23 protein-coding genes are annotated in these 20,732 nt (G+C 59.5%); 6 read left to right on the plus strand and 17 right to left on the minus strand.

All coding sequences use genetic code 11. From position 1 onward, the window contains the following. On the minus strand, positions 1-297 hold the full coding sequence (traC, locus tag CO667_RS28770; RefSeq protein ID WP_097621647.1) for a conjugal transfer protein TraC: 297 nt from the start codon (positions 295-297) through the stop codon (positions 1-3). Positions 298-551: 254 nt separating this feature from the next. Between traC and traA the strand changes: the two genes are divergently transcribed. Genes traA through CO667_RS28790 form a run of 4 tightly spaced genes read left to right on the plus strand, consistent with a single transcriptional unit; the run spans position 552 to position 6,202 of the window. Next, positions 552-3,860 (plus strand): Ti-type conjugative transfer relaxase TraA, encoded by a 3,309-nt coding sequence (traA, locus tag CO667_RS28775; RefSeq protein WP_097621648.1) that lies wholly within the window; start codon positions 552-554, stop codon positions 3,858-3,860. A gap of 32 nt (positions 3,861-3,892) precedes the next feature. Beyond that, complete coding sequence (gene traF, locus CO667_RS28780; protein WP_245433322.1) at positions 3,893-4,423, plus strand: conjugative transfer signal peptidase TraF; 531 nt, start codon at positions 3,893-3,895, stop codon at positions 4,421-4,423. After that, positions 4,413-5,579, plus strand: coding sequence for a conjugal transfer protein TraB (locus CO667_RS28785; RefSeq protein WP_097621650.1), 1,167 nt, complete (start codon positions 4,413-4,415; stop codon positions 5,577-5,579). The genes traF and CO667_RS28785 overlap by 11 nt, the downstream gene beginning before the upstream one ends. Positions 5,580-5,593: 14 nt before the next feature. Then, complete coding sequence (locus CO667_RS28790) at positions 5,594-6,202, plus strand: TraH family protein (RefSeq protein WP_097621651.1); 609 nt, start codon at positions 5,594-5,596, stop codon at positions 6,200-6,202. A 40-nt stretch (positions 6,203-6,242) separates the two neighbouring features. On the opposite strand, the gene CO667_RS28795 is transcribed toward CO667_RS28790, so the two are convergent. From CO667_RS28795 to CO667_RS28805, 3 genes are all read right to left on the minus strand, one after another. Continuing rightward, positions 6,243-6,620 (minus strand): DUF5615 family PIN-like protein, encoded by a 378-nt coding sequence (locus CO667_RS28795; RefSeq protein WP_097621652.1) that lies wholly within the window; start codon positions 6,618-6,620, stop codon positions 6,243-6,245. Between the two features lie 4 nt (positions 6,621-6,624). Continuing rightward, entirely contained in the window at positions 6,625-7,248 is a 624-nt protein-coding gene (locus CO667_RS28800; RefSeq protein WP_097621653.1) for a DUF433 domain-containing protein, read from the minus strand. Between the two features lie 119 nt (positions 7,249-7,367). Beyond that, a complete protein-coding gene (locus CO667_RS28805) occupies positions 7,368-7,586 on the minus strand; it encodes a helix-turn-helix transcriptional regulator (protein WP_097621700.1) in 219 nt (72 codons plus the stop codon). Between the two features lie 139 nt (positions 7,587-7,725). Between CO667_RS28805 and CO667_RS28810 the strand changes: the two genes are divergently transcribed. Beyond that, positions 7,726-8,046: a transcriptional repressor TraM gene (locus CO667_RS28810; protein WP_097621654.1), complete on the plus strand. Its 321-nt coding sequence runs from the start codon at positions 7,726-7,728 to the stop codon at positions 8,044-8,046. 1 nt (position 8,047) lies between these two features. Here CO667_RS28810 and CO667_RS28815 read toward each other — a convergent pair whose 3' ends face one another. The 13 genes from CO667_RS28815 to traI all read right to left on the minus strand — a co-directional run bounded on the left by CO667_RS28815 (position 8,048) and on the right by traI (position 19,081). Then, complete coding sequence (locus tag CO667_RS28815) at positions 8,048-8,749, minus strand: autoinducer binding domain-containing protein (protein WP_245433323.1); 702 nt, start codon at positions 8,747-8,749, stop codon at positions 8,048-8,050. A gap of 221 nt (positions 8,750-8,970) precedes the next feature. After that, positions 8,971-10,269 (minus strand): IncP-type conjugal transfer protein TrbI, encoded by a 1,299-nt coding sequence (gene trbI / locus CO667_RS28820; protein ID WP_097621655.1) that lies wholly within the window; start codon positions 10,267-10,269, stop codon positions 8,971-8,973. A gap of 14 nt (positions 10,270-10,283) precedes the next feature. Further along, entirely contained in the window at positions 10,284-10,721 is a 438-nt protein-coding gene (gene trbH, locus CO667_RS28825; protein ID WP_097621656.1) for a conjugal transfer protein TrbH, read from the minus strand. A 3-nt stretch (positions 10,722-10,724) separates the two neighbouring features. Beyond that, the gene (gene trbG, locus CO667_RS28830; RefSeq protein WP_097621657.1) at positions 10,725-11,537 is read right to left on the minus strand and encodes a P-type conjugative transfer protein TrbG; all 813 of its coding nucleotides are present in this window, start codon (positions 11,535-11,537) and stop codon (positions 10,725-10,727) included. A 16-nt stretch (positions 11,538-11,553) separates the two neighbouring features. Next, on the minus strand, positions 11,554-12,216 hold the full coding sequence (locus CO667_RS28835) for a conjugal transfer protein TrbF (protein ID WP_062428114.1): 663 nt from the start codon (positions 12,214-12,216) through the stop codon (positions 11,554-11,556). A gap of 21 nt (positions 12,217-12,237) precedes the next feature. Continuing rightward, complete coding sequence (trbL, locus tag CO667_RS28840) at positions 12,238-13,416, minus strand: P-type conjugative transfer protein TrbL (protein ID WP_097621658.1); 1,179 nt, start codon at positions 13,414-13,416, stop codon at positions 12,238-12,240. A 4-nt stretch (positions 13,417-13,420) separates the two neighbouring features. Next, positions 13,421-13,597: an entry exclusion protein TrbK gene (gene trbK / locus CO667_RS28845; RefSeq protein ID WP_097621659.1), complete on the minus strand. Its 177-nt coding sequence runs from the start codon at positions 13,595-13,597 to the stop codon at positions 13,421-13,423. After that, positions 13,591-14,394 carry a P-type conjugative transfer protein TrbJ gene (trbJ, locus tag CO667_RS28850; protein WP_097621660.1) on the minus strand — a complete coding sequence of 268 codons (804 nt, stop codon included), beginning with the start codon at positions 14,392-14,394 and terminating at the stop codon, positions 13,591-13,593. Before trbJ ends, trbK begins: the two co-directional genes overlap by 7 nt. Then, positions 14,366-16,822: a conjugal transfer protein TrbE gene (locus CO667_RS28855; protein ID WP_097621661.1), complete on the minus strand. Its 2,457-nt coding sequence runs from the start codon at positions 16,820-16,822 to the stop codon at positions 14,366-14,368. Before CO667_RS28855 ends, trbJ begins: the two co-directional genes overlap by 29 nt. Before the next feature lie 10 nt (positions 16,823-16,832). Continuing rightward, on the minus strand, positions 16,833-17,117 hold the full coding sequence (locus tag CO667_RS28860; RefSeq protein WP_097621662.1) for a conjugal transfer protein TrbD: 285 nt from the start codon (positions 17,115-17,117) through the stop codon (positions 16,833-16,835). Then, positions 17,117-17,491 (minus strand): TrbC/VirB2 family protein, encoded by a 375-nt coding sequence (locus CO667_RS28865; protein ID WP_097621663.1) that lies wholly within the window; start codon positions 17,489-17,491, stop codon positions 17,117-17,119. The genes CO667_RS28860 and CO667_RS28865 overlap by 1 nt, the downstream gene beginning before the upstream one ends. Continuing rightward, positions 17,481-18,452, minus strand: a complete 972-nt coding sequence (trbB, locus tag CO667_RS28870) for a P-type conjugative transfer ATPase TrbB (protein WP_097621664.1) — start codon at positions 18,450-18,452, stop codon at positions 17,481-17,483. Before trbB ends, CO667_RS28865 begins: the two co-directional genes overlap by 11 nt. A 2-nt stretch (positions 18,453-18,454) precedes the next feature. Then, positions 18,455-19,081 carry an acyl-homoserine-lactone synthase TraI gene (gene traI, locus CO667_RS28875; protein ID WP_097621665.1) on the minus strand — a complete coding sequence of 209 codons (627 nt, stop codon included), beginning with the start codon at positions 19,079-19,081 and terminating at the stop codon, positions 18,455-18,457. 370 nt (positions 19,082-19,451) lie between these two features. Between traI and repA the strand changes: the two genes are divergently transcribed. Then, positions 19,452-20,660, plus strand: a complete 1,209-nt coding sequence (gene repA, locus CO667_RS28880; RefSeq protein WP_179874243.1) for a plasmid partitioning protein RepA — start codon at positions 19,452-19,454, stop codon at positions 20,658-20,660. Positions 20,661-20,732: the final 72 nt, after the last annotated feature.

Below are 20,732 nucleotides of genomic sequence, written 5' to 3' on the forward strand. Positions count from 1 at the left end.
TCAAGCCTCAGTAGTGCCGCCCGAAGTCGCGACAGATGCGAGCGCCTCGGACTGCCCGCTGCCCGGGCTGCTTTCCCCTGCCCCTTTCCGTCCGCTCGTGCCGGCCTTGCCTCCGCGAAAGCGTTTCGCCAGTTCCTCGAACGCCACTTGCAACTCGGTCTCCTCTATTTCGATTTCGCCAAGGCCTGCCCGCAGTGCGATGCGACCGATACGCTCGGCCTCTCTCGTTTCCGCGTGCTTGAGCTGCTCCTGGAGTTTGGCGATTTCTTCGCGGATCTTGGAGGATGGTTTCTTCATCTCTGGATTGTCCCTGTTGCTGCATGTTGTGGTTCACGCAGCCAGAGTCGTTCAGATCGGCGTGCCGATCTACTAACAGAAATGCGAGTAGGCGGAGCCTACGCTTTTGAGCATCATCCCGACCGTTCGCAAGGACGGATCCGAAGGGCGCAATTATACGTCGCTGATGCGACGCTCTGCTTCTCGGCCCTGGCGGGGCCTTCTGCTCCTCACGAACACATTGATTTTGTTCAATCGCAGGAGCGACTTCAGTCATGGCCGTCCCGCATTTCTCAGTCAGCATCGTTGCGCGCGGCTCCGGCCGCAGCGCCCTGCTGTCGGCGGCCTATCGGCACTGCGCCAAAATGGACTACGAGCGGGAAGCCCGGACGATCGATTACACGCGCAAGCAGGGGCTCCTGCATGAGGAGTTTGTCATTCCCGGTGATGCACCGGAATGGCTGCAATCATTGATTGCCGATCGCTCTGTGTCGGGAGCATCGGAAGCCTTCTGGAATAAGGTCGAGGATTTCGAGAAGCGATCGGACGCGCAGCTTGCCAAGGACATAACAATCGCACTGCCGATAGAGCTTTCAGCCGAGCAGAACATCGAACTCGTCAGGGACTTCGTAGCACGACACATTACGGCCCAGGGCATGGTGGCTGACTGGGTCTTTCACGACGCGCCGGGCAATCCGCATATCCACCTGATGACGACGCTGCGACCGCTGACCGAGGACGGGTTCGGGTCGAAGAAGGTGGCGGTCACAGGACCAGACGGTAAAGCGCTGCGCAATGACAGCGGCAAGATCGTCTACGCGCTTTGGGCCGGTGGGCTCGATGACTTCAAAGTGTTTCGCGATGGCTGGTTTGCCTGCCAGAACCGGCATCTGGCACTTGCCGGTCTCGATATCAGGATCGATGGCCGGTCCTTCGAGAAGCAGGGCATCGAGCTGACGCCGACCATCCATCTCGGCGTCGGGACGAAGGCGATCGAGCGGAAAGCAGCGGGTGCGGAGGAGAATGCTGCGCTCGAACGGTTGGAGCTGCAGGAGGCGCGGCGGGCAGAGAATGCCCGCAGGATCCAGCGGAATCCGGCAATCGTGCTCGACCTGATTACGCGGGAGAGGAGTGTCTTCGATGCGCGCGACGTCGCCAAGATCCTGCATCGCTATATCGATGATGCCGGTCTCTTCCAAAGCCTGATGGCGCGCATCCTGCAGAGTCCGGAAACCCTCCGGCTCGATCGCGAACGTCTGGACTTCGTGACCGGGGTCCGTGCGCCGGCAAAATACACGACACGCGAACTGATCCGCCTCGAAGCCGAGATGGCCAACCGGGCAATCTGGCTCTCGCAGCGGTCGTCGCATAGCGTCCGGAAACCAGTGCTCGAGGCGACGTTCGCGCGCCACGAACGGCTGTCCGACGAGCAGAAGGCCGCCATCGAACACGTTGCCGGTGGTGAGCGGATCGCCGCCGTGATTGGCCGCGCCGGCGCGGGCAAGACCACGATGATGAAGGCGGCGCGCGAGGCATGGGAGGCGGCCGGCTACCGTGTCGTCGGTGGCGCCCTCGCCGGCAAGGCGGCAGAAGGTCTGGAGAAGGAAGCGGGTATTGTCTCGCGCACGTTGTCGTCCTGGGAGCTCAGCTGGAGCCAAGGTCGCGGGACGCTCGACGAGAAGACCGTTTTCGTTCTTGACGAGGCCGGCATGGTTTCGTCGCGGCAGATGGCGATGTTCGTCGAGACCGTCACCAGAGCCGGCGCCAAGCTCGTGCTTGTCGGCGATCCGGAACAGCTTCAGCCGATCGAAGCGGGTGCTGCCTTCCGCGCCATTGCCGATCGCATCGGCTATGCGGAACTCGAAACGATTTACCGTCAGCATGAGCAATGGATGCGCGACGCATCGCTTGATCTCGCGCGCGGCAATGTCGGCAAAGCCGTCGCAGCCTATCAATCCAATGGCAAGGTGATTGGCTCAGAGCTGAAGGCCGATGCGGTCACCAACCTTATCGCCGACTGGAACAGGGAGTACGATCCTGCCAAGTCCACGTTGATCCTGGCGCACCTGCGCCGTGACGTCCGCATGTTGAATGAACTGGCGCGCGCCAAGCTCATCGAGCGCGGCATCATTGAGCAGGGTTTCGTGTTCAAGACCGCCGATGGCAACCGCAACTTTGCAGCCGGTGACCAGATTGTCTTCCTGAAGAACGAGGGCTCGATCGGCGTCAAGAACGGCATGCTGGGCAAGGTGGTGGAAGCAGCACCCGGTCGCATCGTCGCTGTCATCGGCGAGGCTGAGCACCTGCGCCAGGTTATCGTCGAGCAGCGCTTCTACAACAATGTCGATCATGGTTATGCCACCACGGTGCACAAGAGCCAGGGTGCGACCGTTGACCGGGTCAAGGTGCTCGCGTCCCTGTCTCTCGATCGTCATCTTACCTATGTCGCTATGACGCGTCACCGCGAGGATCTCGGCGTCTACTATGGCCGCCGATCCTTCGCCAAGGCCGGCGGTCTGGTCGAGATCCTGTCGCGCAGGAAGACCAAGGAAACGACGCTCGATTATGCCGGCGGCAGCATATACCGCGAGGCACTCCGCTTTGCCGAAGCGCGGGGGCTCCACCTCGTCAACGTCGTCAGGACCGTCGCACGTGATCGTCTCGAATGGACAGTCCGGCAGAAACAGAAGCTCGTCGATCTCGCCGGCCGGCTCGCGGCCCTCGGTACCAGGCTCGGCTTCGCAACCTCGACAGCCAGCACAATTCGAACGTCAGCAAAGGAGGCCAAACCCATGGTGGCCGGTATCACGACCTTCCCGAAATCGATCGATCAGGCAGTCGAGGACAAGCTTGCATCCGATCCGGCATTGAAGAAGCAGTGGGAGGAAGTCTCGATGCGCTTCCACCACGTTTACGCGCAGCCCGAAGCGGCGTTCAAGGCGGCGAATGTCGATGCGATGTTGAGTGATCCGGCGACCGCGGCGAAGACGCTTTCACGGATCACTGCAGAGCCGGAGGCCTTCGGCTCCTTGAAAGGCAAGACCGGTGTGTTCGCGAGCCGTGCCGACAAATCGGACCGCGAGCGGGCGCTCAGGAATGTGACGCCGCTCGCTGACAGTATCAGCGACTATCTTCGCCAGCGCGGCGATGCAGAGCGGCGAAACCACGCCGAGGAGCTGGCAGTACGCAGGCAGGTCGCGCTGGAGATCCCCGCTCTGTCGTCCAATGCGAAAAGCGTGCTGGAACGGGTGCGTGATGCCATCGACCGGAACGACCTGCCCTCGGGTCTCGAGTCCGCGCTCGCCGATAAAATGGTGAAGGCTGAACTCGAAGGTTTCGCCAAGGCAGTCACCGAACGCTTCGGGGAAAGAACGTTCCTGCCCCTCGCAGCGAAGAACACCACCGGCGAGGCTTTCCAACGGGTGACGTCGGGCATGAACGCCGCTCAGAAAAGTGAGGTGCAACAGGCCTGGAACACGATGCGGACGGTGCAGCAACTGTCTGCCCACGAGCGCAGCGTGACGGCACTCAAACAGACTCAAGCGCTGCGGCAGACACGGTCTCAGGGGCTCACTCTCAAATGAAAATGCGTCATCGACATAGAGTGCTACGGCGCATGAAACGGCTCGTCTGGTTCTATCGGATAAGCAGCGTCAGCCTTTTTACACTTGGCTTCATCGTGCTGCTCGGAAGTCAGGGCTTCAGGGTCAATCTGACGCCGAGCGAGCCGCTGGGTCTGTGGCGGATCGTCGAGCCCGATCGTCCGATCCTGGTCGGCGATCTGGTCTTCATTTGCCCACCGAACACCGACGCGATGCGCAAGGCGCGGGCGCGTGGATATCTGCGCTCCGGCCTCTGCGCCGGCCGCGTCGCGCCGCTGATCAAGACGGTTGTGGCGACGTCCGGACAGGTGATCGAGATCCATGACGATGTCCGCATCGATGGTCGGCTACTCCCTCACTCGCGCGTTGCGCGGACGGACGGCCAGAGGCGTGAGATGGTGCACTACGATGGTGGTGTCGTTCCGCCTGGCGCGGTCTTTCTCCATTCCGAGTTCCCAGGTTCGTTCGACAGCCGGTACTTCGGTCCTCTGCCCATGGATGGGATTCTCGGACTGGCGCGAGAGGTCTGGACATATGCGCCGTGAGCTCTTCCGAACGGGTGTCCTTGTCGCGCTATCGACGAGCGCCGGATGGATCGGTTGGAGTGGTCATGTGCTTCTCTTGCCCGTCGCAGGGGCCTTTCCCATGCTTTGGTCGTTGGCACGCACGCGCCTGCAGGCAACGGCGATCTCTGCGGCCTACTTCCTCGCCGCATCGCGAGGATTGCCGCAGGGTGTGGCGAGCTTCTATTCATCGGATATCTGGCCCGGTCTCTTGCTATGGCTGGTCGCCTCCTCCGCTTTCGTGGCCGTTCATGCCGCGCTCTGGAACGGTCGCAAGGGATGGCAGAAGCCGCTTCGCTATCTGGCTGCTTGCGTCGTAATGGCGATCCCACCTTTCGGTATTTTGGGATGGGCGCATTCGATCACCGCCGCGGGCGTTCTATTTCCGGGCTGGGGATGGTGGGGTCTGGCAGTGATGGCAGCCGGCCTCGGCGTCATGACGACGGGATATCGGCCGGCTGCAGCCATGGCCATGACAGGCCTCTGGCTCTGGTCCGCCGCTGGGTGGACGACACCGATCCTACCGACGTCATGGACCGGTGTCGATCTTGAAATGGGAGTGTCACTCGGCCGCGAAGCGGGCCTCCAGCGGCAACAGGACCTGATTGATGTCGTTCGCGCCCGACCGCCCGGCACGACGATCGTGTTGCCGGAAAATGCTCTCGGTTTCTGGACGCCGACGGTTGCTCGCTTCTGGCAGAAAGGGCTCATCGGGACCGATATCACGGTCATCGCTGGAGCCGCACTCATCGATGGTCGCGGCTACGACAACGTGCTCGTGACGATATCCGCTGAGAAGACGGAGATTCTCTACCGGGAGCGAATGCCGGTGCCCGGATCGATGTGGCAGCCGTGGAGAGCCTGGATTGGTGGTGGTGATGATTCTGGCGCGCGGGCACATTTCTTCGCCAATCCCGTCGTAGAGGTCGCCACCGCAAAAGTCGCGCCGCTGATCTGCTACGAACAACTCCTCGTCTGGCCGGTTTTGCAATCGGCATTCCACCGCCCCGACGTTATCATTGCTGTCGGAAACGGCTGGTGGACCGCGGGGACGTCGATCATCGAAATTCAACGGGCGAGCAGCGAGGCCTGGGCCCGCCTGTTTGATCTTCCTCTCGTTATCTCATTCAACATTTGAAACATGGAGCTCGCATGCTGGATGCTGCGTTGATCAAGGAATGTGCCGATCCTTCGTTGAAGCCTGCAATCGTCGAGCAGTTCGTCCAGGCGGTCGGTTCGGACGATCCGCTTGCCATCACGGTGAAGTCCGGAGGCCGTCTGATCCTCGTTCCCAAACCGAAAACACCCGAGGAAGCGATCGAGATCGTCCGAGAGAACATTGCCGGCTCTATCGTGCGGGTTGGTCTCACCCAGATCCCGGCGGGCATAGGAGTGAAGGATGCGTCGGAGCTGAAAGTAGATCTTGTCGAACCCTGCGCCAATCTGCGGACGGGTACGGCAATGTTTGCCAAGATCCTCCGCATCGTTGCGAAGTGGTACGGAAATCCGACGAGCGAGGAGGTATTCCCGCAGCTGTTCGAGGATGCGATCCATGCCTGGCGGACGGGCAAGTTCGAGGGTGAGAGCGTGTTCCAAGCTGAGGATCCGGGTGGCGCGGTCGCGCAGCGTTCGGAGGTGGAGGTTGAGAATGCTGACAAAGCCGAGGATGATGCCCCCTCTGAAATGCCGGAGGAAACGCCGGTCAAACCCGACGACGCCGGCATCCGGATCGATCTGACGAGGATCGGGGGCCAGAAATAGTGGCCGCACGGGGTCTCCGCCGTTCGAATGAGCGCTGTTCTCAGATTGCCGGGAGAGAATAGCGAGTGAGAACCGCCTCATCGCCCTCGATGCTGATCTCGATCACCTCGTTCAGGAGTACTTCGCCGCCGGCCACCTCCTCCAGGATGAGTGTGAACAGGTCGCGCTGCAAAGCCGGAACAACTTGAGGCACGATGATGATCAGTCCGGCATGGATTTCTTCATTACCGTAGAGTTTTCTGAAATCACGCGCGTTGTTGGTGACAAAGGTGTAGTCCTCCGCAACAATGCGGGGCATCAGATCCCAATCCTTTTCGCCGCTCAATCCCAGCCAGTTCACATGGAAGCCATCGTGGCCGTTATCCTGAGCAACGGCCACGAGAGAGGTGTGCAGGCATTCATCAATCAGGAACTTCACGATATCAGCTGCCGGAAGTTTTGCTGGCGGCTTTCGGAAGTGAGAGACGCTTTGCCGATTTCACGGTTGCGCCAAGGTCCGAAAGCTTGCGAGGCCGGCCTCGTGCCGGGTGAGCGGCAGTCCAGATTTCCGCGAGTTCAACCATACGCGAGGTGAGCGAAGGATACCCCTCGACAATTTCCTCGGTGGTCGCACCCTGAGCCTTCATAACGGCGATCGTCCTGACTGGAACGCGGGTCTTGCTGAAAACCGGTTCGCCGCCAAGAACACCCTTTACGCTTTCGATAACCCTTTCTGCTTCCCGAAGTGCCTCCGCACGTGCCGCAAGCTGTTGGCGTGCGCGGGCAACATCCACGATCAGATAGTCGTCCGCTCGAACAGTGTCGGCATCCGGATTCTGGTCAATCGTGTCGAAGAGCCGCTGGCGACGCTCGGCCGACAGAATCGAGCCAACCCCATACCAAAGCTTAAGCCGCAGCAGGTCATCGTCAGATAGTGCTCGCCCCTCATCTTCGGCAAGGCGTCGGGCGATGATCCGTTTGTCGATTGCGTTGTGCACCGATTTCACGGCGATCTCGCTGACGGCAGCTGCTTCCGCAGGCGTGTAGGCGCGTACCAACTGAGTCATAATCATTCTCCTTGTGGAGAATATATAATAGCTTTGGTGTGGGAAGTGAAGTGGGCCTTCCACGATCTGTGAAACAAGCAGACTGAGGGTATCCAACTCGCGGGGAAAAGCGTTTTCTTTCAAGTCTCTTTTTCGGGCGTGACCAGTTCGACGTGGCTCACACCAAGCGCCTGGGCAATCTCATATATAGTGATGACAGAGGGGTTGCGCTTCCCTCGTTCAAGGCCACTGAGATATTGCTGGCTATAGCCGGAGCGCGCTTCCACATCCTCCTGTGTCAGGCCTTTTTCCCGACGGAGGCGGGCAAAATTCCGGCCGACCAGCTTGCGCATATCCATGCGCGGAAGATCGACGTTTACATACTTTAAGTTTATCAACTATAGTATGTAATTGAGATTTAAACCGATTTGCCTTCGCGGATACCTCATTCCAAAGAAGGTTTACACCGGCAGCATATAGGCGGTAATTGGACCGATAATGTTCAAAGCAAGTGCAGACGGGCCTGTGTCTGATACCAAACTCATATTGCGCCCACTTATCGGATTGATGAGTGACCAGCCGCCCGAAGAGATAGAACGCCACGTCGTGCGCGAGATCGAAAAACATCGTCGTTTGCGCGATGGCGCCGTGATGCTCGAAGCGGAGGTCGATGCCGCAGCTGACCCGGAGACGGCTCGCGAGGCAAGTCAGGCCTATATCACGGCGATGATCGCCGTCCACGCGCAGCAGACGGTCGTATCGACGCTTCTCGATATCTTGGGCTACATACCGGACATGCCGAAATCAAAGGGCCACTGAGCTAGATCAGACCAAACTCCTTGGCCATAGCTGTTGCCTGCGGCAAGCTCGTCGCTCCCAACGCCGACTTCGCGTTACGGAGGAAGAACGCGACATTGGCGTATGTAGTGTTCTCGATGATAGCAATGGCCTTCATCGATTTGCCCTCTGCAGACCAGCGCAGGCAGGTCAGTTCGTCGGACTTCATGCGAATGGGAGTGTGATGGGTCGGCTTCGCTCCCAGACCTTCAAGCCTCGAGTGCAGTTGCGCGACCGCAGAAGCAGCAAGAACCGGGTTCAGCGTTTGCCCCAGGGCAAAGTCAGCTTCTTCAGAAGCCAGGGTGAGCATTGCCATCCGACCAAAGCCGGTCTTGATCGGAATCGTAATCCCGGAGCGGATCCCGAACTCCCCGGCTTCTCCGTAGAAGTTCCTGCGCTCCTTGCTCATCCTGAGCGATGCTTCGTTGGACCAGGCGAATGCCTCAAGCTGATCGCGTGCGCTCCGCACGACGGGATCGATCAGAGCGTAGGATTTCTCGAAGTACCGCTGCTGCCACTCGACTTCATAGTTTGAGATCGCCGTCTGCGTCTCCGCCTGAAGATTGAGATAGGCATAGGCGCCAAATCCCGCTTCACGGCTTAACTTTTCCAAGGTCGCTTTCACCGTGGCTTCGTCGTGCGCCAGGGCGACCTGTTCGGTCAAACGCTCAAACCATTGGTTCAATTCATGGCCTCCTTTGAGTGAGGGTATGAACGCAACAAGGTTGCAGTCATAAGTGGCAGTACCCTTTGTCGAGGGCGCGGTAGCTCCGAAACGGAGGCGAAGCACACAATTGTGCCCGCCTAAAGGTGAGTATTAAGAGAAAGAAATTGCCCACGCAAGATTGTATTATGTCATCGCGATTCAATTACATAGGTGATGACCAATTTGCGCCAAGGTCTGTTCTACTGCCGATATGAACTGGGGAAAATGATATCTTGATCGACCAACACGTTGAATTTGTAGCCGGGCCGGATCTTGATGGTTGGCTGCACATTCAGATTTTTTGAGATCGTCTGTTCCGCCACACGGCCGAACGATTCGGCAAAATTCCGCCGCGCTGCATCTGACGCCGTATCCTGCGTGGCCAACGTCGAACTCTCCGGCATCGACATATCGATCCCCGTGCCGATGATGGCAACGAGCGCGGCAGAGCCGAACGTGCGCCAGAGATGGCGATCAACCTTATCCTTGAAGCCGCCATACCCCTCGGCATCCGTGCCGGACATGCCGCCGATCTGAAGCGTCGAGCCGTTGGGAAAGATTATGTCGGTCCAAACGACCAGCACGCGCTCCTGCCCGAACGACACCTTGGAATCGTAGCGACCGAACAGCTTCGCTCCCTGCGGGATGAGCAGCCGGTGGCCGGTAGCGCTGTCATAGACATTCTGGCTAACCTGTGCCGAAATCCTCCCTGGAAGATCAGAGTTCAAGCCGGTGATCATCGTCGCCGGGATCACCGATCCCCGCTTCAACTCATAAGGCGACAGCTGCGGAACGACCTGGTTCGGCAGATAGCCAAGATCCTTGATGTCCTGGTTGAAAAAATCCTCCTTCGATGTCTGGCCATTTTGATCGACGTTCTGTCCGAGCAAACCGGACTTCATCGCGGCGCTGTAGAGATCGGATGCACTGTTCGTCGTGGCATTGAGCGGTTGACGCGCGTCGGCTCTGGTTTCGGAGGCGCTCTTCTGCACCTCAGACACATCCACTTTCAGTGGAGAATCGAGTGCTGTCGCCCGTGCCTGGAGGCTTGCCATCCGCTGACGCTGCGCTTCGCGGAGAAATTGTTCGTCCTGTTCCCGCTTTAGCCGGGCCTTCCACTCGGCTTCCGGTTCGAGTTGTGAGCGCCGTTCCGTCCGGACCTCATTCTGCCGCTCCACGACGGCCTCTCTCACCGGCTCGCGCTCTACAACGACGGGGGTCGGCTGAAACACTTCGCGTTGCTCCGGTTCGCCTATGATCCCGTCCGACACGCCTCGTTTCAGCTGATCGCCAAACGTTGTCGCCGGCGACGTCGAGGTGCTGTCGAGCTCGTTCCCACGGTTGGAGGAGAGACCACGCCACGACAGGCCGACGATGACGACGCCGAAGAACAGAACGATGATGACGATCGCGACGATGATCGGCAGGCGATTGAGGCGTCGCATACTCTGTTGATCATCAGCATTGCCCGTCGTTCCGAGCTGAAGTGATTGAACCATGTTCTCCCCTCCCCTCAGTTACGCTGCATGATCGAAAGCGGACTGGCGGGCGTCGCGCCCACTGACGTTGCCGTGTAGGCCCGGCCGAGCGCGATAGCCGGCGTGCTAATCCGTGCAAGGACCTGCCCGTCGAAGCTGTCGATCGACCACGCAACCTCGACCGGCTTCTGATCCTTGCCGATTTTTCCATCGGCGATGACCGTGTATCCCCATCCCTTCAGCGCAGCCTCAAGAGCAGCCGCATATTCAGAGGTGTCCTTGTCGATTTTGAGCGTTGTGGTACCGGCTGGCCCGGCCTGTTCGGCGAGGCGACTTGCCATGTCGCCGGCGATGGCGCTCGCGGTGGCGCCAGTGACGGCAATCGGCGTGGAACTCGTGGTCAGTGTTTCATCCGCAGTCTGGCAGCCGGAAAGGAAGGTGGTCATGATGATGGCAGCAAGGATTTTTCTCATCGGTCAACCTCCGCGCCGGATCGTGATTTTCTGCTGGCGCCAGCCGACTCCAGAGACGAGCACGGCCTTATCGACGGTGTAGTCGACGATCATCATGTCGTTCTTCATGCGATAGTTGACGATACGGTTCTGGCCGCCGCTGACGACGAACAGCACCGGCGCGTCCTGTCCGGAGATGGACCGAGGAAACTGGATGTAGGTTTTGGCGCCGTCGGAATAGACGCGCTTTGGCCGCCATGAGGCGCTACCGCTGATCGAGTAGGAAAAATTCAGCTTGTCGGGGGCGGTCCCCGGAATGCCTCCGGTCTCAAGCCGGGCATTGATGTCGGCCAGTTTGGTCGACACATCCTCCGGATATTCAAACCCGATGCGGGCCATGTACTGGCTGGGATGGGATTTGAGTTGGACATGATAGGTTCGCCGCGAGGTCGTGACGACCATCGATGTGACGAGGCCGGCCTCCGACGGCTTGACGATTAGGTGGATCGCCTGCCCGCCAGTTGCACCCGACGTCGCTGGCTCGACCTTCCAGCGGACCGTGTCCCCGACGAGCACATCACGGACGATCTCGCCGCCCTGCAGCTCGATATCGCAGACCTGAAGTGGCGAGCACACCACGGAGGGCTGGGTCTCGCCAAACAGAAAGATGACTTTGCCGTCTGGCCCGGTCGTCACCAGACCCGGCGTCCCCCGCCATTTCCGCGAGATGTTGGTCCCCTTCACCTCGTTCGACGTCATGCTCTGCGCGACTGCGCAATCCGCAAGGACGAGTCCGGCCATGCAGCCGGCGGCCGCGATCAATCCTGTTCTGTACATGTGATTTCCCCTGCCCTTAAAGCTGTGCGGTCCAGTCGAAGTCCTGGACATAAAGACCGATCGGGTTGAGGCGGATAATCGCCTCGTCCTGCGGCGCGGTCAGCGCGACCGTCGCGATGCCGCGGAACCGCCTCGTGCCGGTCTCCTTGCCCTTACGGTCGCGCTCGTATTCGGTCCAGTCGATCTGATAGGTCTGGTTGGATAGCGCCACGATGTTGTTGACCTCGATGGCAACGGTCGACGTCTTCGCCTTTTCGAACGGCGAGTTGCCGCGAAACCAGGCGTTGATTTTCTGGGTCGAAGGATCGGACGTCCTGAGCAGCGCATAGGTCCGGTCGATGTATTGCTTCTGCACCACCGCGTCGGGCGTGATGGACTTCAAGCTGGTGATGAAGTTGCCGAGTGTCGCGCGGACGACGCGGGCATCGGCATATTCGATCTGCTGGGGGAAGCCTGCCGTCACCGATGTGCCGAGCTTGTCGACCTCGACGATATAGGGCACCAGCTTGACCTGCGTGCTGAGATACATGGCGTAGGTGAAGCCGATCACGGCCATCGACAATCCGAGAATGCCGACGATCCGCCATGCGCGCGCGGCTTGGACATAGGATCCATATCGTTCCGTCCACTCCTGCCGCGCGGCAAGGTAAGGGCTATCGGGCGGCCGGTTTGCTGCCATCGCTTTTTGCCTTCCTGTTGATTACTTGTCGTTTCGTTCCGGTGGCGTCTTCGGCCCGCTTTGTCCGGTTCGGCTCTGATCGAGCTTGGCGTTGGCGAGCCCCATGATCGAGCCGGCGTAAGCGCCGGGCGAACCGATCGCCTTTTCCTTGGCGGCTGAGCCAGCTGCTTTTCCGGCCGATCCGATCCCGGCTCCCATGCCGCGAAGTGCCGCGCCCGCAAAAGAGGATCCGGCCGCTCGTGCGGATTGTGCTGCCGCGGCTCCGGCTCCGAAGGCGCCGGCGGCTAGAGAGGCTGCTCCAAGTGCAAATGATGCGGCCTGCCCACCGTGACGGATGGTTTCCATTCCACCTGTGACCGATGCCCCTTGCACCACGCCTTGAATGATGTTCGGGACATACATGGCGATAATGAAGACCACGACCGCGATCCCGGCGATCGCCAATGCGGTCTGAAACTGGTCCCCGACGTCGGGCCGGTTCGCCAGACCGATCAAGACCTCGGAGCCGATCCGCGAAATCATGACCAGAGCCATGAGCTTCATGCCGACCGAGAACGCATAGACGAGGTAGCGGATTGCGAAGTCTTTGGTGAAGGACGAACCTCCCAATCCGAGCATGATCATTCCCGCGAGCAGACCGAGATACATCTCGACCATCACAGATACAAAGATCGCAGCAACGAGCGAGAAAGCGATCACCGTAACGACCATTGCAAACGCGGCCGAGATTGCGAGGGCGTTGTCCTCGAACAGCCCGAACTGCACCTTCTCTGACATCTTGGTCGCGACGGTCAGACCTGCATTGAACACATCGGCTGGCGAAGCCGTGCCTCCACCGGCGCCGATCTGAAACAGGCTATCGACGACCGCCTTCGCGAACGTCGGACCCTGCGCGAGAACGAATGCGAAGAAGCCCACGAACATGATGCGCCGGACGAGTTCAGCGAACCAGCTGTCAAGGGACGCGGCCTGAAGCGCCAGCCAGACGGCAGCAATACCGATTTCGATCCCTGCGAGGATCCAGAACAAAGATCTCGCCGCATCCATGACGGTGGTCTCCCAACCCTTGGCTGCAGTTGTGATCTCGTTCTGGAGGGCTGTCAGGACCGACCCCTCCTGCGCTATCGCCGGCTGGAACGACACGACGATCAATGCGACGAGCACCGCAATGCCCCTGATTTTTTTGAGCTCAGAGGTCATGCGATCACCACTCGATCTTCATCTTCTCGCCGCCCGACGTCGGATACTCCTTCGTCGACCCAAAGAACCTTTCGTGCCGTTCTTTTGCGTTCTGTCTCTCCGAGATCAGGAACCAGAGGCCCGTCCCTCCAACAAAGATCACTGCGGCGAGGATGGCCAAGATCAGTTTCGTTCTCACCATTCCACCTTCATCTTCTCACCGCCGGATGTTGATGGCGCAGTTGATTTGAAGAATTGCTCACGGCGCGCTTGCGCGAGGTCCTTGTCCGTCTGCTCGGTCTGAAGCCACGTCCCCATCATCGTCATTTGCTGGGAAACCAGTCCTCGCAGCTTCTGCATCTGGGAAACCTGCTGGGCTGCGATCTGGTGTCCGACCTGGAGCGCCTTCATTTGGCCGTCGGCCGACTCCGACATGGATCGCAGTGAACTCATCGTGCCTTCTTCCGTGTCGAACTGATCCGCTGTCAGGCTCGCCGCCTTCAGAGTGCTGCCGATCGTGTCCCGGTTCGTATCCGACCAGGACTGGTAGGTGCTTGAGAAGGATTCAGCATTGGGCAGATTGGTTTTCAGGTCCGCATAGCTTTTGAACCGCTGCTGCAGGACATCGTCCGCATTGCCCATCGAAAACGAGATACTCTGCCCCTGATCGACAATGCTGCGTAGACGGTTGAGATCGCTTTCGACCTGACCCCAGATATGGTCGGGGAGCTGCGCCGTGTTCTGCAGCATGTTTTCGTAGATCTTCAACTGGTTCTGGATTTGCTCCGCCAACTGACCGATTTGGGTCAGCTGGTTGTCGACCTGCAGGCCGGAGCTTTTGAGAAGGTCGATGAGCTGAGCATTGTTGGCAAGCTGCGTCCATTCGGTAGCAGCGCCCGTTGCAGATCCCGCGTGGGCGGGAGCAACCGGTGACAGCGCGATTGCCGCGGTCATCGTTCCGACGATCCAGCTATTGGACGTTGAGGTGCGACGTGGCATCGTGAACTCCTCTCGATTCAAGCCAATGGGTAGGCCAGTTCTTGCCGTGTTCCGCCTTCAGGGCGCGGATCCGCTTCAGGTCTTCCTTTCCGGATGCGCCCACAAAGCTCAGAGCCACCGGCCCGAGCGACATATCGAAGAGCCGCCGTCCGTCTGGCGTGGCGACGTAATATTCGCGCTTGGGGATGGCACCCGAGACGATCTCGATCTGGCGCTCGTTGAACCCGATCCGCTCATAAAACTCGCGCGTGCCCGGCTCGCGTGCAGCGCCATTCGGCAAGCAGATCTTGGTCGGGCAGGATTCCTTCAGCACGTCGATAATGCCAGAGCGCTCTGCATCGGAGATCGATTGCGTCGCCAAGACGACGGCACAATTGGCCTTGCGGAGAACCTTCAGCCACTCCCGGATCTTGTCGCGAAATACCGGATGTCCAAGCATCAGCCAGGCCTCGTCGAGGAGGATCAGGCTCGGCGAGCCGTCGAGCCGCTTTTCGATCCGGTGGAAGAGATAGGTTAGGACGGGCACCAGATTACGCTCGCCCATGTTCATGAGCTGCTCGATTTCGAAGCATTGAAACGCCCGGAGCGTCAGGCCGTCCTCTTCCGCGTCGAGAAGCTGACCCATCGGGCCATCGACAGTATAGTGATGGAGCGCATCCTTGATCTCGCGCAGCTGCACGCCGCTGACAAAGTCCGACAGCGACTTTCCAGGTGCCGTCGCCATCAGCCCGATTTGGCGGGAGATCGCATTACGGTGATCAGGCGTGATGGTGACGCCTTGAAGCGCGACGAGCATTTCAATCCACTCGGTCGCCCAGGCTCGATCGCCATCTGTCGAAAGATCGAACAGAGGGCAGAACGCCAGTGCTCTCCCCTCCCCGTTCTGATCGTTGCCGATCTCGTAGTGATCGCCGCCGGCAGCAAGCGTCAGGGGGAGGAGCGAGTTGCCCTTGTCGAAGGCAAAGATCTGGGCGAACTCGTATCGGCGGAACTGCGCGGCAATCAGAGCGAGAAGGGTTGATTTGCCCGAGCCCGTCGGTCCAAAGATCAGGGTGTGGCCGACATCGTCGACATGTAGGTTGAGGCGAAACGGGGTTGATCCCGAGGCCACCTGCATCAGCGGAGGAGAGTTCGGCGGATAGAACGGGCACGGCGCCACCGGATTGCCTGACCATACCGAGTTCAACGGAACGAGGTCCGCCAGATTGCTTGTGTTGATCAGCGGCTCACGGATGTTGGCGTACCAATTCCCGGGGAGGCTTCCGAGAAAGGCATCGGTCGCGTTCAGGGTCTCGACGCGCGATCCGAACCCCTCGACCTGGACGAGCCGGCGGATGGCCTCGGCCTTTTCCTGCAGAGCTTCTCGGTCCTCATCAAACAGGATGACGACCGGGGTGTAATAGCCGTAGGCGACAAGCTGGGACGAAGCCTGTGCGATGGCGTCCTCGGTCTCGGCGACCATCGTCATGGCATCCTGATCGACCGATCTGCTCTGGGTCTGGAAGAGCTGATCGAAGAATGGCCGAACCTTCTGCTGCCATTTCTTTCGCGTGCGCTCGAGCTTCTGGCGCGCCTCTTCCGCATCCAGAAAGATGAACCGCGACGACCAGCGGTAGGTCAGCGGCATCAGGTCGAGATTGTTGAGGATGCCGGGCCAGCTTTCGGCCGGCAGGCCATCGATCGCGACCACGGCGAGGAACCGGTTCTCGACCTTCGGCGTCAGGCCATGCTCGAGCTCCGCCGTCGCCAGCCAGTCTAGATACATCGGGACTTCGGGCAAGCGAACGGGATGGCTCTCCCCGGTAATGCAAAAGCGGACGAACTGTAGGAGATCGTCATAGCGTGCGACCCGCTCCCCTCCCCTCTCGCGGACTTCGCGGGTCTGCATGCGAGCAATCGACAGCGTGTTGGCGAGGTACTGTTCGATTTCCCGGATCGCATTGCGGAACACAAACAGGACAGTGTCCGCATAGGATTTCTTCCGGCTCTCCTCGTCCGAGTAGATGTATTTGCTGAGCGCGGTCTTCTTCGACTCGAGCGGCCGGTAGGTGAGAATGATGGCGTGCTTGCTCTCGAAATGGCCCTGCTCGCGCCGGAAGTGCGTCCTGCGCTCGGCATCGATCGCGCGAGTGACAGGGTCTGGAAAATGGCACTGGTCTGGGGACGGATAATCAACCGTCGGCACCCGGATCGCCTCGACCTGGATCATCCAGCCGGTCCCCAGGCGCGAGAGGATCGCATTAATCTGCCGGGAAAGCTCATTGCGTTCGAGGTCGGTGGCGCTTTCGGCGTCCGGGCCGGCAAAATACCAGCCGGCCATCAGGCTGCCGTCCTTCAGGAGGAGAACGCCGTTATCGACCAAGCCGGCGTAGGGAACGAGATCGGCGAACGAGGGTCCGGTCGTGCGGAAACGTTTGAGGGCAGCCATCAGGTCTCCTCTAGTATTTGCGCCACGGCGCGGCCGTTGGACGGTAGCGGGGCTTGTAGGAAATGTGACGGGCATAGACCTGCCGCATAAGCGGATCGGACTTGGCCATCATGCGGAGTACACCAACGATGACGATCCAGACCGCAACGCCAAAGAGAGCGGAATACACCGTCAGCACGACGAAGATCAGGATCACGGCCGCAAGCCCAGTAATCAGCACCAGCTCGCGGTCGGCGCCCATCAGGAGGTTCGGACGCGACAGCGCGCGATGAATGCGATTGCGGCGGAGGCTCATCAAGCCCCCTCCCCTTCGCCGCTCGATTTGAGGCGTGTGACCTGCTCCGGGGGCAGGCCGATCGACGCACCGGTGGCGCCAAACAGACCGACGATTGTCGTCGCACCGAGCAGAATGCCTGCGACCAGGACCACGTACATCAGCCTACGAGCGAAATCGTTGAGCTCGCCACCAAAGATCAACATGCCGCCGGCGATCGCGACAGCGGCCAGAGCAATGTAGCCTGCGACCGGACCCGTGATAGATTCCTGGATCTGCTCGAGCGGTCCCTCCCACGGAAGACTTCCGCCGGAACTGGCGAATGCAGGCGAAGCAGCGACGATCGCTGCGACAGCGATAACGGCAAGTGTCAGGAATGATCTCTTATGCGGCATCGCGGCTCTCCTCTGCGTAGGGTTCCGTTTGGTACTGGCCGCCTGCGAAGCGGGTGACGTGAAGGATTTCGCTGATCCGCCGGCCCTTGGCCGTTCGCACGATCGAGATGATCAGATCGACGGCGTCTCCGATGACAGCCTGCATCGGCTGATGGCTGGCCTCGGCGGTCAGCTGCTCGAGGCGCTGTAGTGCAGAGCGTGCGCTGTTGGAGTGGATCGTTGCGACTCCTCCGGGGTGTCCCGTATTCCAAGCCTTCAGCATGGTGAGCGCTGCGCCGTCGCGGACCTCGCCGACGATGATCCGATCCGGTCGGAGGCGCATCGTGCTCTTCAGGAGACGCGACATGTCGACCGCGTCGCTGGTGTGCAGGCTGACTGCGTTATCCGCAGCGCACTGGATCTCAGCGGTGTCTTCAAGAATGACGAGCCGATCGTCGGGAGAGCTCGATACAATCTCCGCGAGGATTGCGTTGGTGAGGGTGGTTTTGCCCGAGCCCGTGCCACCGGCGACGAGAATGTTGAGCTTAGAAGCTATTGCGCTTCGGATGATCTCGGCATGCTTTGCCGTCATCACATTGCTCGATACGTAGTCATCCAGAGGAATAAGGCGAGACGCGCGACGACGGATCGTGAAGGATGGTGCAGACACCACCGGGGGCAGCAATCCCTCGAAACGATGCCCGCCGATTGGAAGTTCGCCCGAAACGATCGGACGATCATCATCGACCTCCGAGTTCAAGACATGGGCGACGCTCCCGATGACGGTCTCGGCCGCAGAGCGTGTCATCTCGCCAGCTGCGGCCATGCCGTGGCCGAGCCTTTCGATGAACAGGCGACCATCAGGATTGAGCATGATTTCGACGACGCTTGGGTCTTCAAGTGCGATGCACAGATGATCTCCCAGTGCGTTTTGCAGCTTACTGACGAGACGGGGGAGTGAGCGGTTTTCGGTGCTAAGCATGATCAGGCCGCTTCCTTCTGATGGTGAGAGAAACTCGACGAGTAGATGCTGGGGCGAAGTCGATCGAAGCTCACCCAGTCTGCGGGGAGCAGGCCGGCGACGCTCTTCGTTTCGTTGATCTGGGCAGGTGGGCCGAGGCGTCTTAGCGGCCAACCGGCCCGACGGAGGATGCGCTCAAGCCTGACATCCGTTGCGGTTACAATTTCTCGGTAGCCATTCAGGATGCTCCACTCGATGATGCCGGCGAACATGGCGAGTGTTGCTGAGTGGAGGCCCGCTTGCTCCCGCTCGGCAGCCGCGTTCGTATCCACGCAAAATCGGGAACTTTCGATCATCCGATGGTGAGTGGCGAGACCGTCCATCTCCAGGAGTTGAGGAAAAACCTTCTCCAGCATCGTGCCGCCGGTCGCCGGCAAGAGCCGAGCGCATCCAATCACTGCGTCAGAACGGTCGATGCATAGGACGTATGTCGGGCTTAAATTGTCGAAGCTGTCTATTTCGAGACCTGATGTGCAACGAACTGTCCATGCCAAGCGACCGCGGAAAATGCGGGCGCGGAGCCTGTGCATTTCGTGGATGAGGCGGCGCTCAACTTCGCTCTTTGGGTTCTTGATGGCGACGACGCGCATCGAGCAAATCTCCCTTGCGTTGGTGACGCATGGAGGTTTGCCGGGGCCGAGAAGTTCGATCTACTGCCAAAAGTGTTAGCGAGTGATTCTCGCCGAGGCATGAGTTTTTGTGCATCGGACCGCGCTCAGGCCATCGAATTCACTAGCAAAAGTGTTAGTTGGCCAATTGGGCCGACACTGCGAAACGACAGGCAAAATCCTGAAATGGTTTGATAAAGTGGCGATTTGAAGTGTCCGCCGAATTCCCCGCTTGTGCATGTTAAGGTCTTGTTAACCCTATTTCTCTTGCGGCAGGGTTAGAATCGTGGCTTAGCTTGAGACGGTAATAGCGCGTCTGACGCCGATAAACCGTCTGAGAACAGAGGCTAATGTGAACGTGATCGACCGGCACATCCTAAAGGCATCAACTTCTGCCCATATCACACAGCGGGCGGAAGCGCTGTCTGCCCGCTTGCGTGCAGTTGGAGAACGCGCATTCCCGCCAACGGCGCAGAAAACTCTTCGGTCATTTTCATCAGGCGAAGTCGCGGAGATCGTCGGCGTTTCGGACGGCTACCTGCGTCAGCTATCGATCGACGGTCTAGGTCCAACGCCGGATCTTGGAAATGGCGGACGGCGGTCTTACTCGCTCGAGCAGATCAACGAGCTGCGGCAGTATCTCGCAATCGCTCGCCCTAAAGAAGCGACAAGGTTTTTTCCACGTCGGCGCGATGGTGAAAAGCTGCAGGTCATTACGGTTGCCAATTTCAAAGGCGGGTCCGCAAAGACCACCACTTCGCTTTATTTGGCTCAAGGGCTCGCGCTGCAGGGTTATCGCGTCTTGGCGATCGACCTCGATCCGCAGGCTTCACTCTCGGCCATGTTCGGTTACCAGCCTGAGTTTGATGTCGCTGAGAACACGACCCTCTATGGCGCGCTTCGTTATGACGATCAGCGCGTCACGATGAAGGATGTCGTCCGCCCAACATATTTTACAGGGATCAGCATCGTTCCTGGCAATCTCGAACTCATGGAATTCGAGCATCAAACCCCGCGCTTTATGCTGCAAAATCGTGGTCGGCCAGAGGATTTGTTCTTTAGACGGGTCGCCGGCGCAATAGCCCAAGTTGAAGACGATTTTGATGTCGTCGTCGTCGATTGCCCGCCTCAGTTGGGCTTTCTGACCATGGGCGCTCTGAACGCTGCAACGGGCATGATCGTCACCGTCCACCCACAGATGGTCGATGTCGCATCGATGAGCCAGTTCCTGCTGATGACCTCGGACCTCGTGTCCGTCATTGAGGAGGCCGGCGGGCGCCTTGATTATGATTTCCTGCGGTTTCTCGTGACCCGTCACGATCCACGCGACGTTCCGGAGCAAGAGATCGTTGGACTGATGCGCGATGTGTTCGCATCGGACGTCATGGCGGCAACCGCGTGGAAATCGACCGCGATAGCGAATGCTGGGTTGACCAAACAATCACTTTACGAGCTGACGAGAGGCGCCGTTGGACGCTCTACTTACGATCGTGCAATGGAATCGATCAATGCCGTCAACCACGAGATTGTCGAGCTCCTGAACGAGGTCTGGCAGCGATGATCTCCATGGCTATCCAAAAAGAGCAGACACTTAACATGTCGTCAGCTGACTACATCTCGGATCATAAGGCCG

Origin of the sequence: Rhizobium sp. L43, assembly GCF_002531725.1 — a bacterium.
Taxonomy (GTDB): Bacteria; Pseudomonadota; Alphaproteobacteria; order Rhizobiales; family Rhizobiaceae; genus Rhizobium.

What these genes read in the sequence shown, in the direction of transcription:
- traC (WP_097621647.1), bottom strand. Translation starts at nt 297, where the DNA reads ATGAAGAAACCATCCTCCAAGATCCGCGAAGAAATCGCCAAACTCCAG.
- traF (WP_245433322.1), top strand. Translation starts at nt 3,893, where the DNA reads ATGAAACGGCTCGTCTGGTTCTATCGGATAAGCAGCGTCAGCCTTTTT.
- trbL (WP_097621658.1), bottom strand. Translation starts at nt 13,416, where the DNA reads ATGACCTCTGAGCTCAAAAAAATCAGGGGCATTGCGGTGCTCGTCGCA.
- trbG (WP_097621657.1), bottom strand. Translation starts at nt 11,537, where the DNA reads ATGTACAGAACAGGATTGATCGCGGCCGCCGGCTGCATGGCCGGACTC.
- CO667_RS28790 (WP_097621651.1), top strand. Translation starts at nt 5,594, where the DNA reads ATGCTGGATGCTGCGTTGATCAAGGAATGTGCCGATCCTTCGTTGAAG.
- CO667_RS28810 (WP_097621654.1), top strand. Translation starts at nt 7,726, where the DNA reads ATGTTCAAAGCAAGTGCAGACGGGCCTGTGTCTGATACCAAACTCATA.
- CO667_RS28785 (WP_097621650.1), top strand. Translation starts at nt 4,413, where the DNA reads ATGCGCCGTGAGCTCTTCCGAACGGGTGTCCTTGTCGCGCTATCGACG.
- trbJ (WP_097621660.1), bottom strand. Translation starts at nt 14,394, where the DNA reads ATGCCACGTCGCACCTCAACGTCCAATAGCTGGATCGTCGGAACGATG.
- trbH (WP_097621656.1), bottom strand. Translation starts at nt 10,721, where the DNA reads ATGAGAAAAATCCTTGCTGCCATCATCATGACCACCTTCCTTTCCGGC.
- traA (WP_097621648.1), top strand. Translation starts at nt 552, where the DNA reads ATGGCCGTCCCGCATTTCTCAGTCAGCATCGTTGCGCGCGGCTCCGGC.
- CO667_RS28805 (WP_097621700.1), bottom strand. Translation starts at nt 7,586, where the DNA reads ATGGATATGCGCAAGCTGGTCGGCCGGAATTTTGCCCGCCTCCGTCGG.
- CO667_RS28860 (WP_097621662.1), bottom strand. Translation starts at nt 17,117, where the DNA reads ATGAGCCTCCGCCGCAATCGCATTCATCGCGCGCTGTCGCGTCCGAAC.
- trbK (WP_097621659.1), bottom strand. Translation starts at nt 13,597, where the DNA reads ATGGTGAGAACGAAACTGATCTTGGCCATCCTCGCCGCAGTGATCTTT.
- trbB (WP_097621664.1), bottom strand. Translation starts at nt 18,452, where the DNA reads ATGCTTAGCACCGAAAACCGCTCACTCCCCCGTCTCGTCAGTAAGCTG.
- CO667_RS28800 (WP_097621653.1), bottom strand. Translation starts at nt 7,248, where the DNA reads ATGACTCAGTTGGTACGCGCCTACACGCCTGCGGAAGCAGCTGCCGTC.
- traI (WP_097621665.1), bottom strand. Translation starts at nt 19,081, where the DNA reads ATGCGCGTCGTCGCCATCAAGAACCCAAAGAGCGAAGTTGAGCGCCGC.
- CO667_RS28835 (WP_062428114.1), bottom strand. Translation starts at nt 12,216, where the DNA reads ATGGCAGCAAACCGGCCGCCCGATAGCCCTTACCTTGCCGCGCGGCAG.
- CO667_RS28865 (WP_097621663.1), bottom strand. Translation starts at nt 17,491, where the DNA reads ATGCCGCATAAGAGATCATTCCTGACACTTGCCGTTATCGCTGTCGCA.
- CO667_RS28855 (WP_097621661.1), bottom strand. Translation starts at nt 16,822, where the DNA reads ATGGCTGCCCTCAAACGTTTCCGCACGACCGGACCCTCGTTCGCCGAT.
- trbI (WP_097621655.1), bottom strand. Translation starts at nt 10,269, where the DNA reads ATGGTTCAATCACTTCAGCTCGGAACGACGGGCAATGCTGATGATCAA.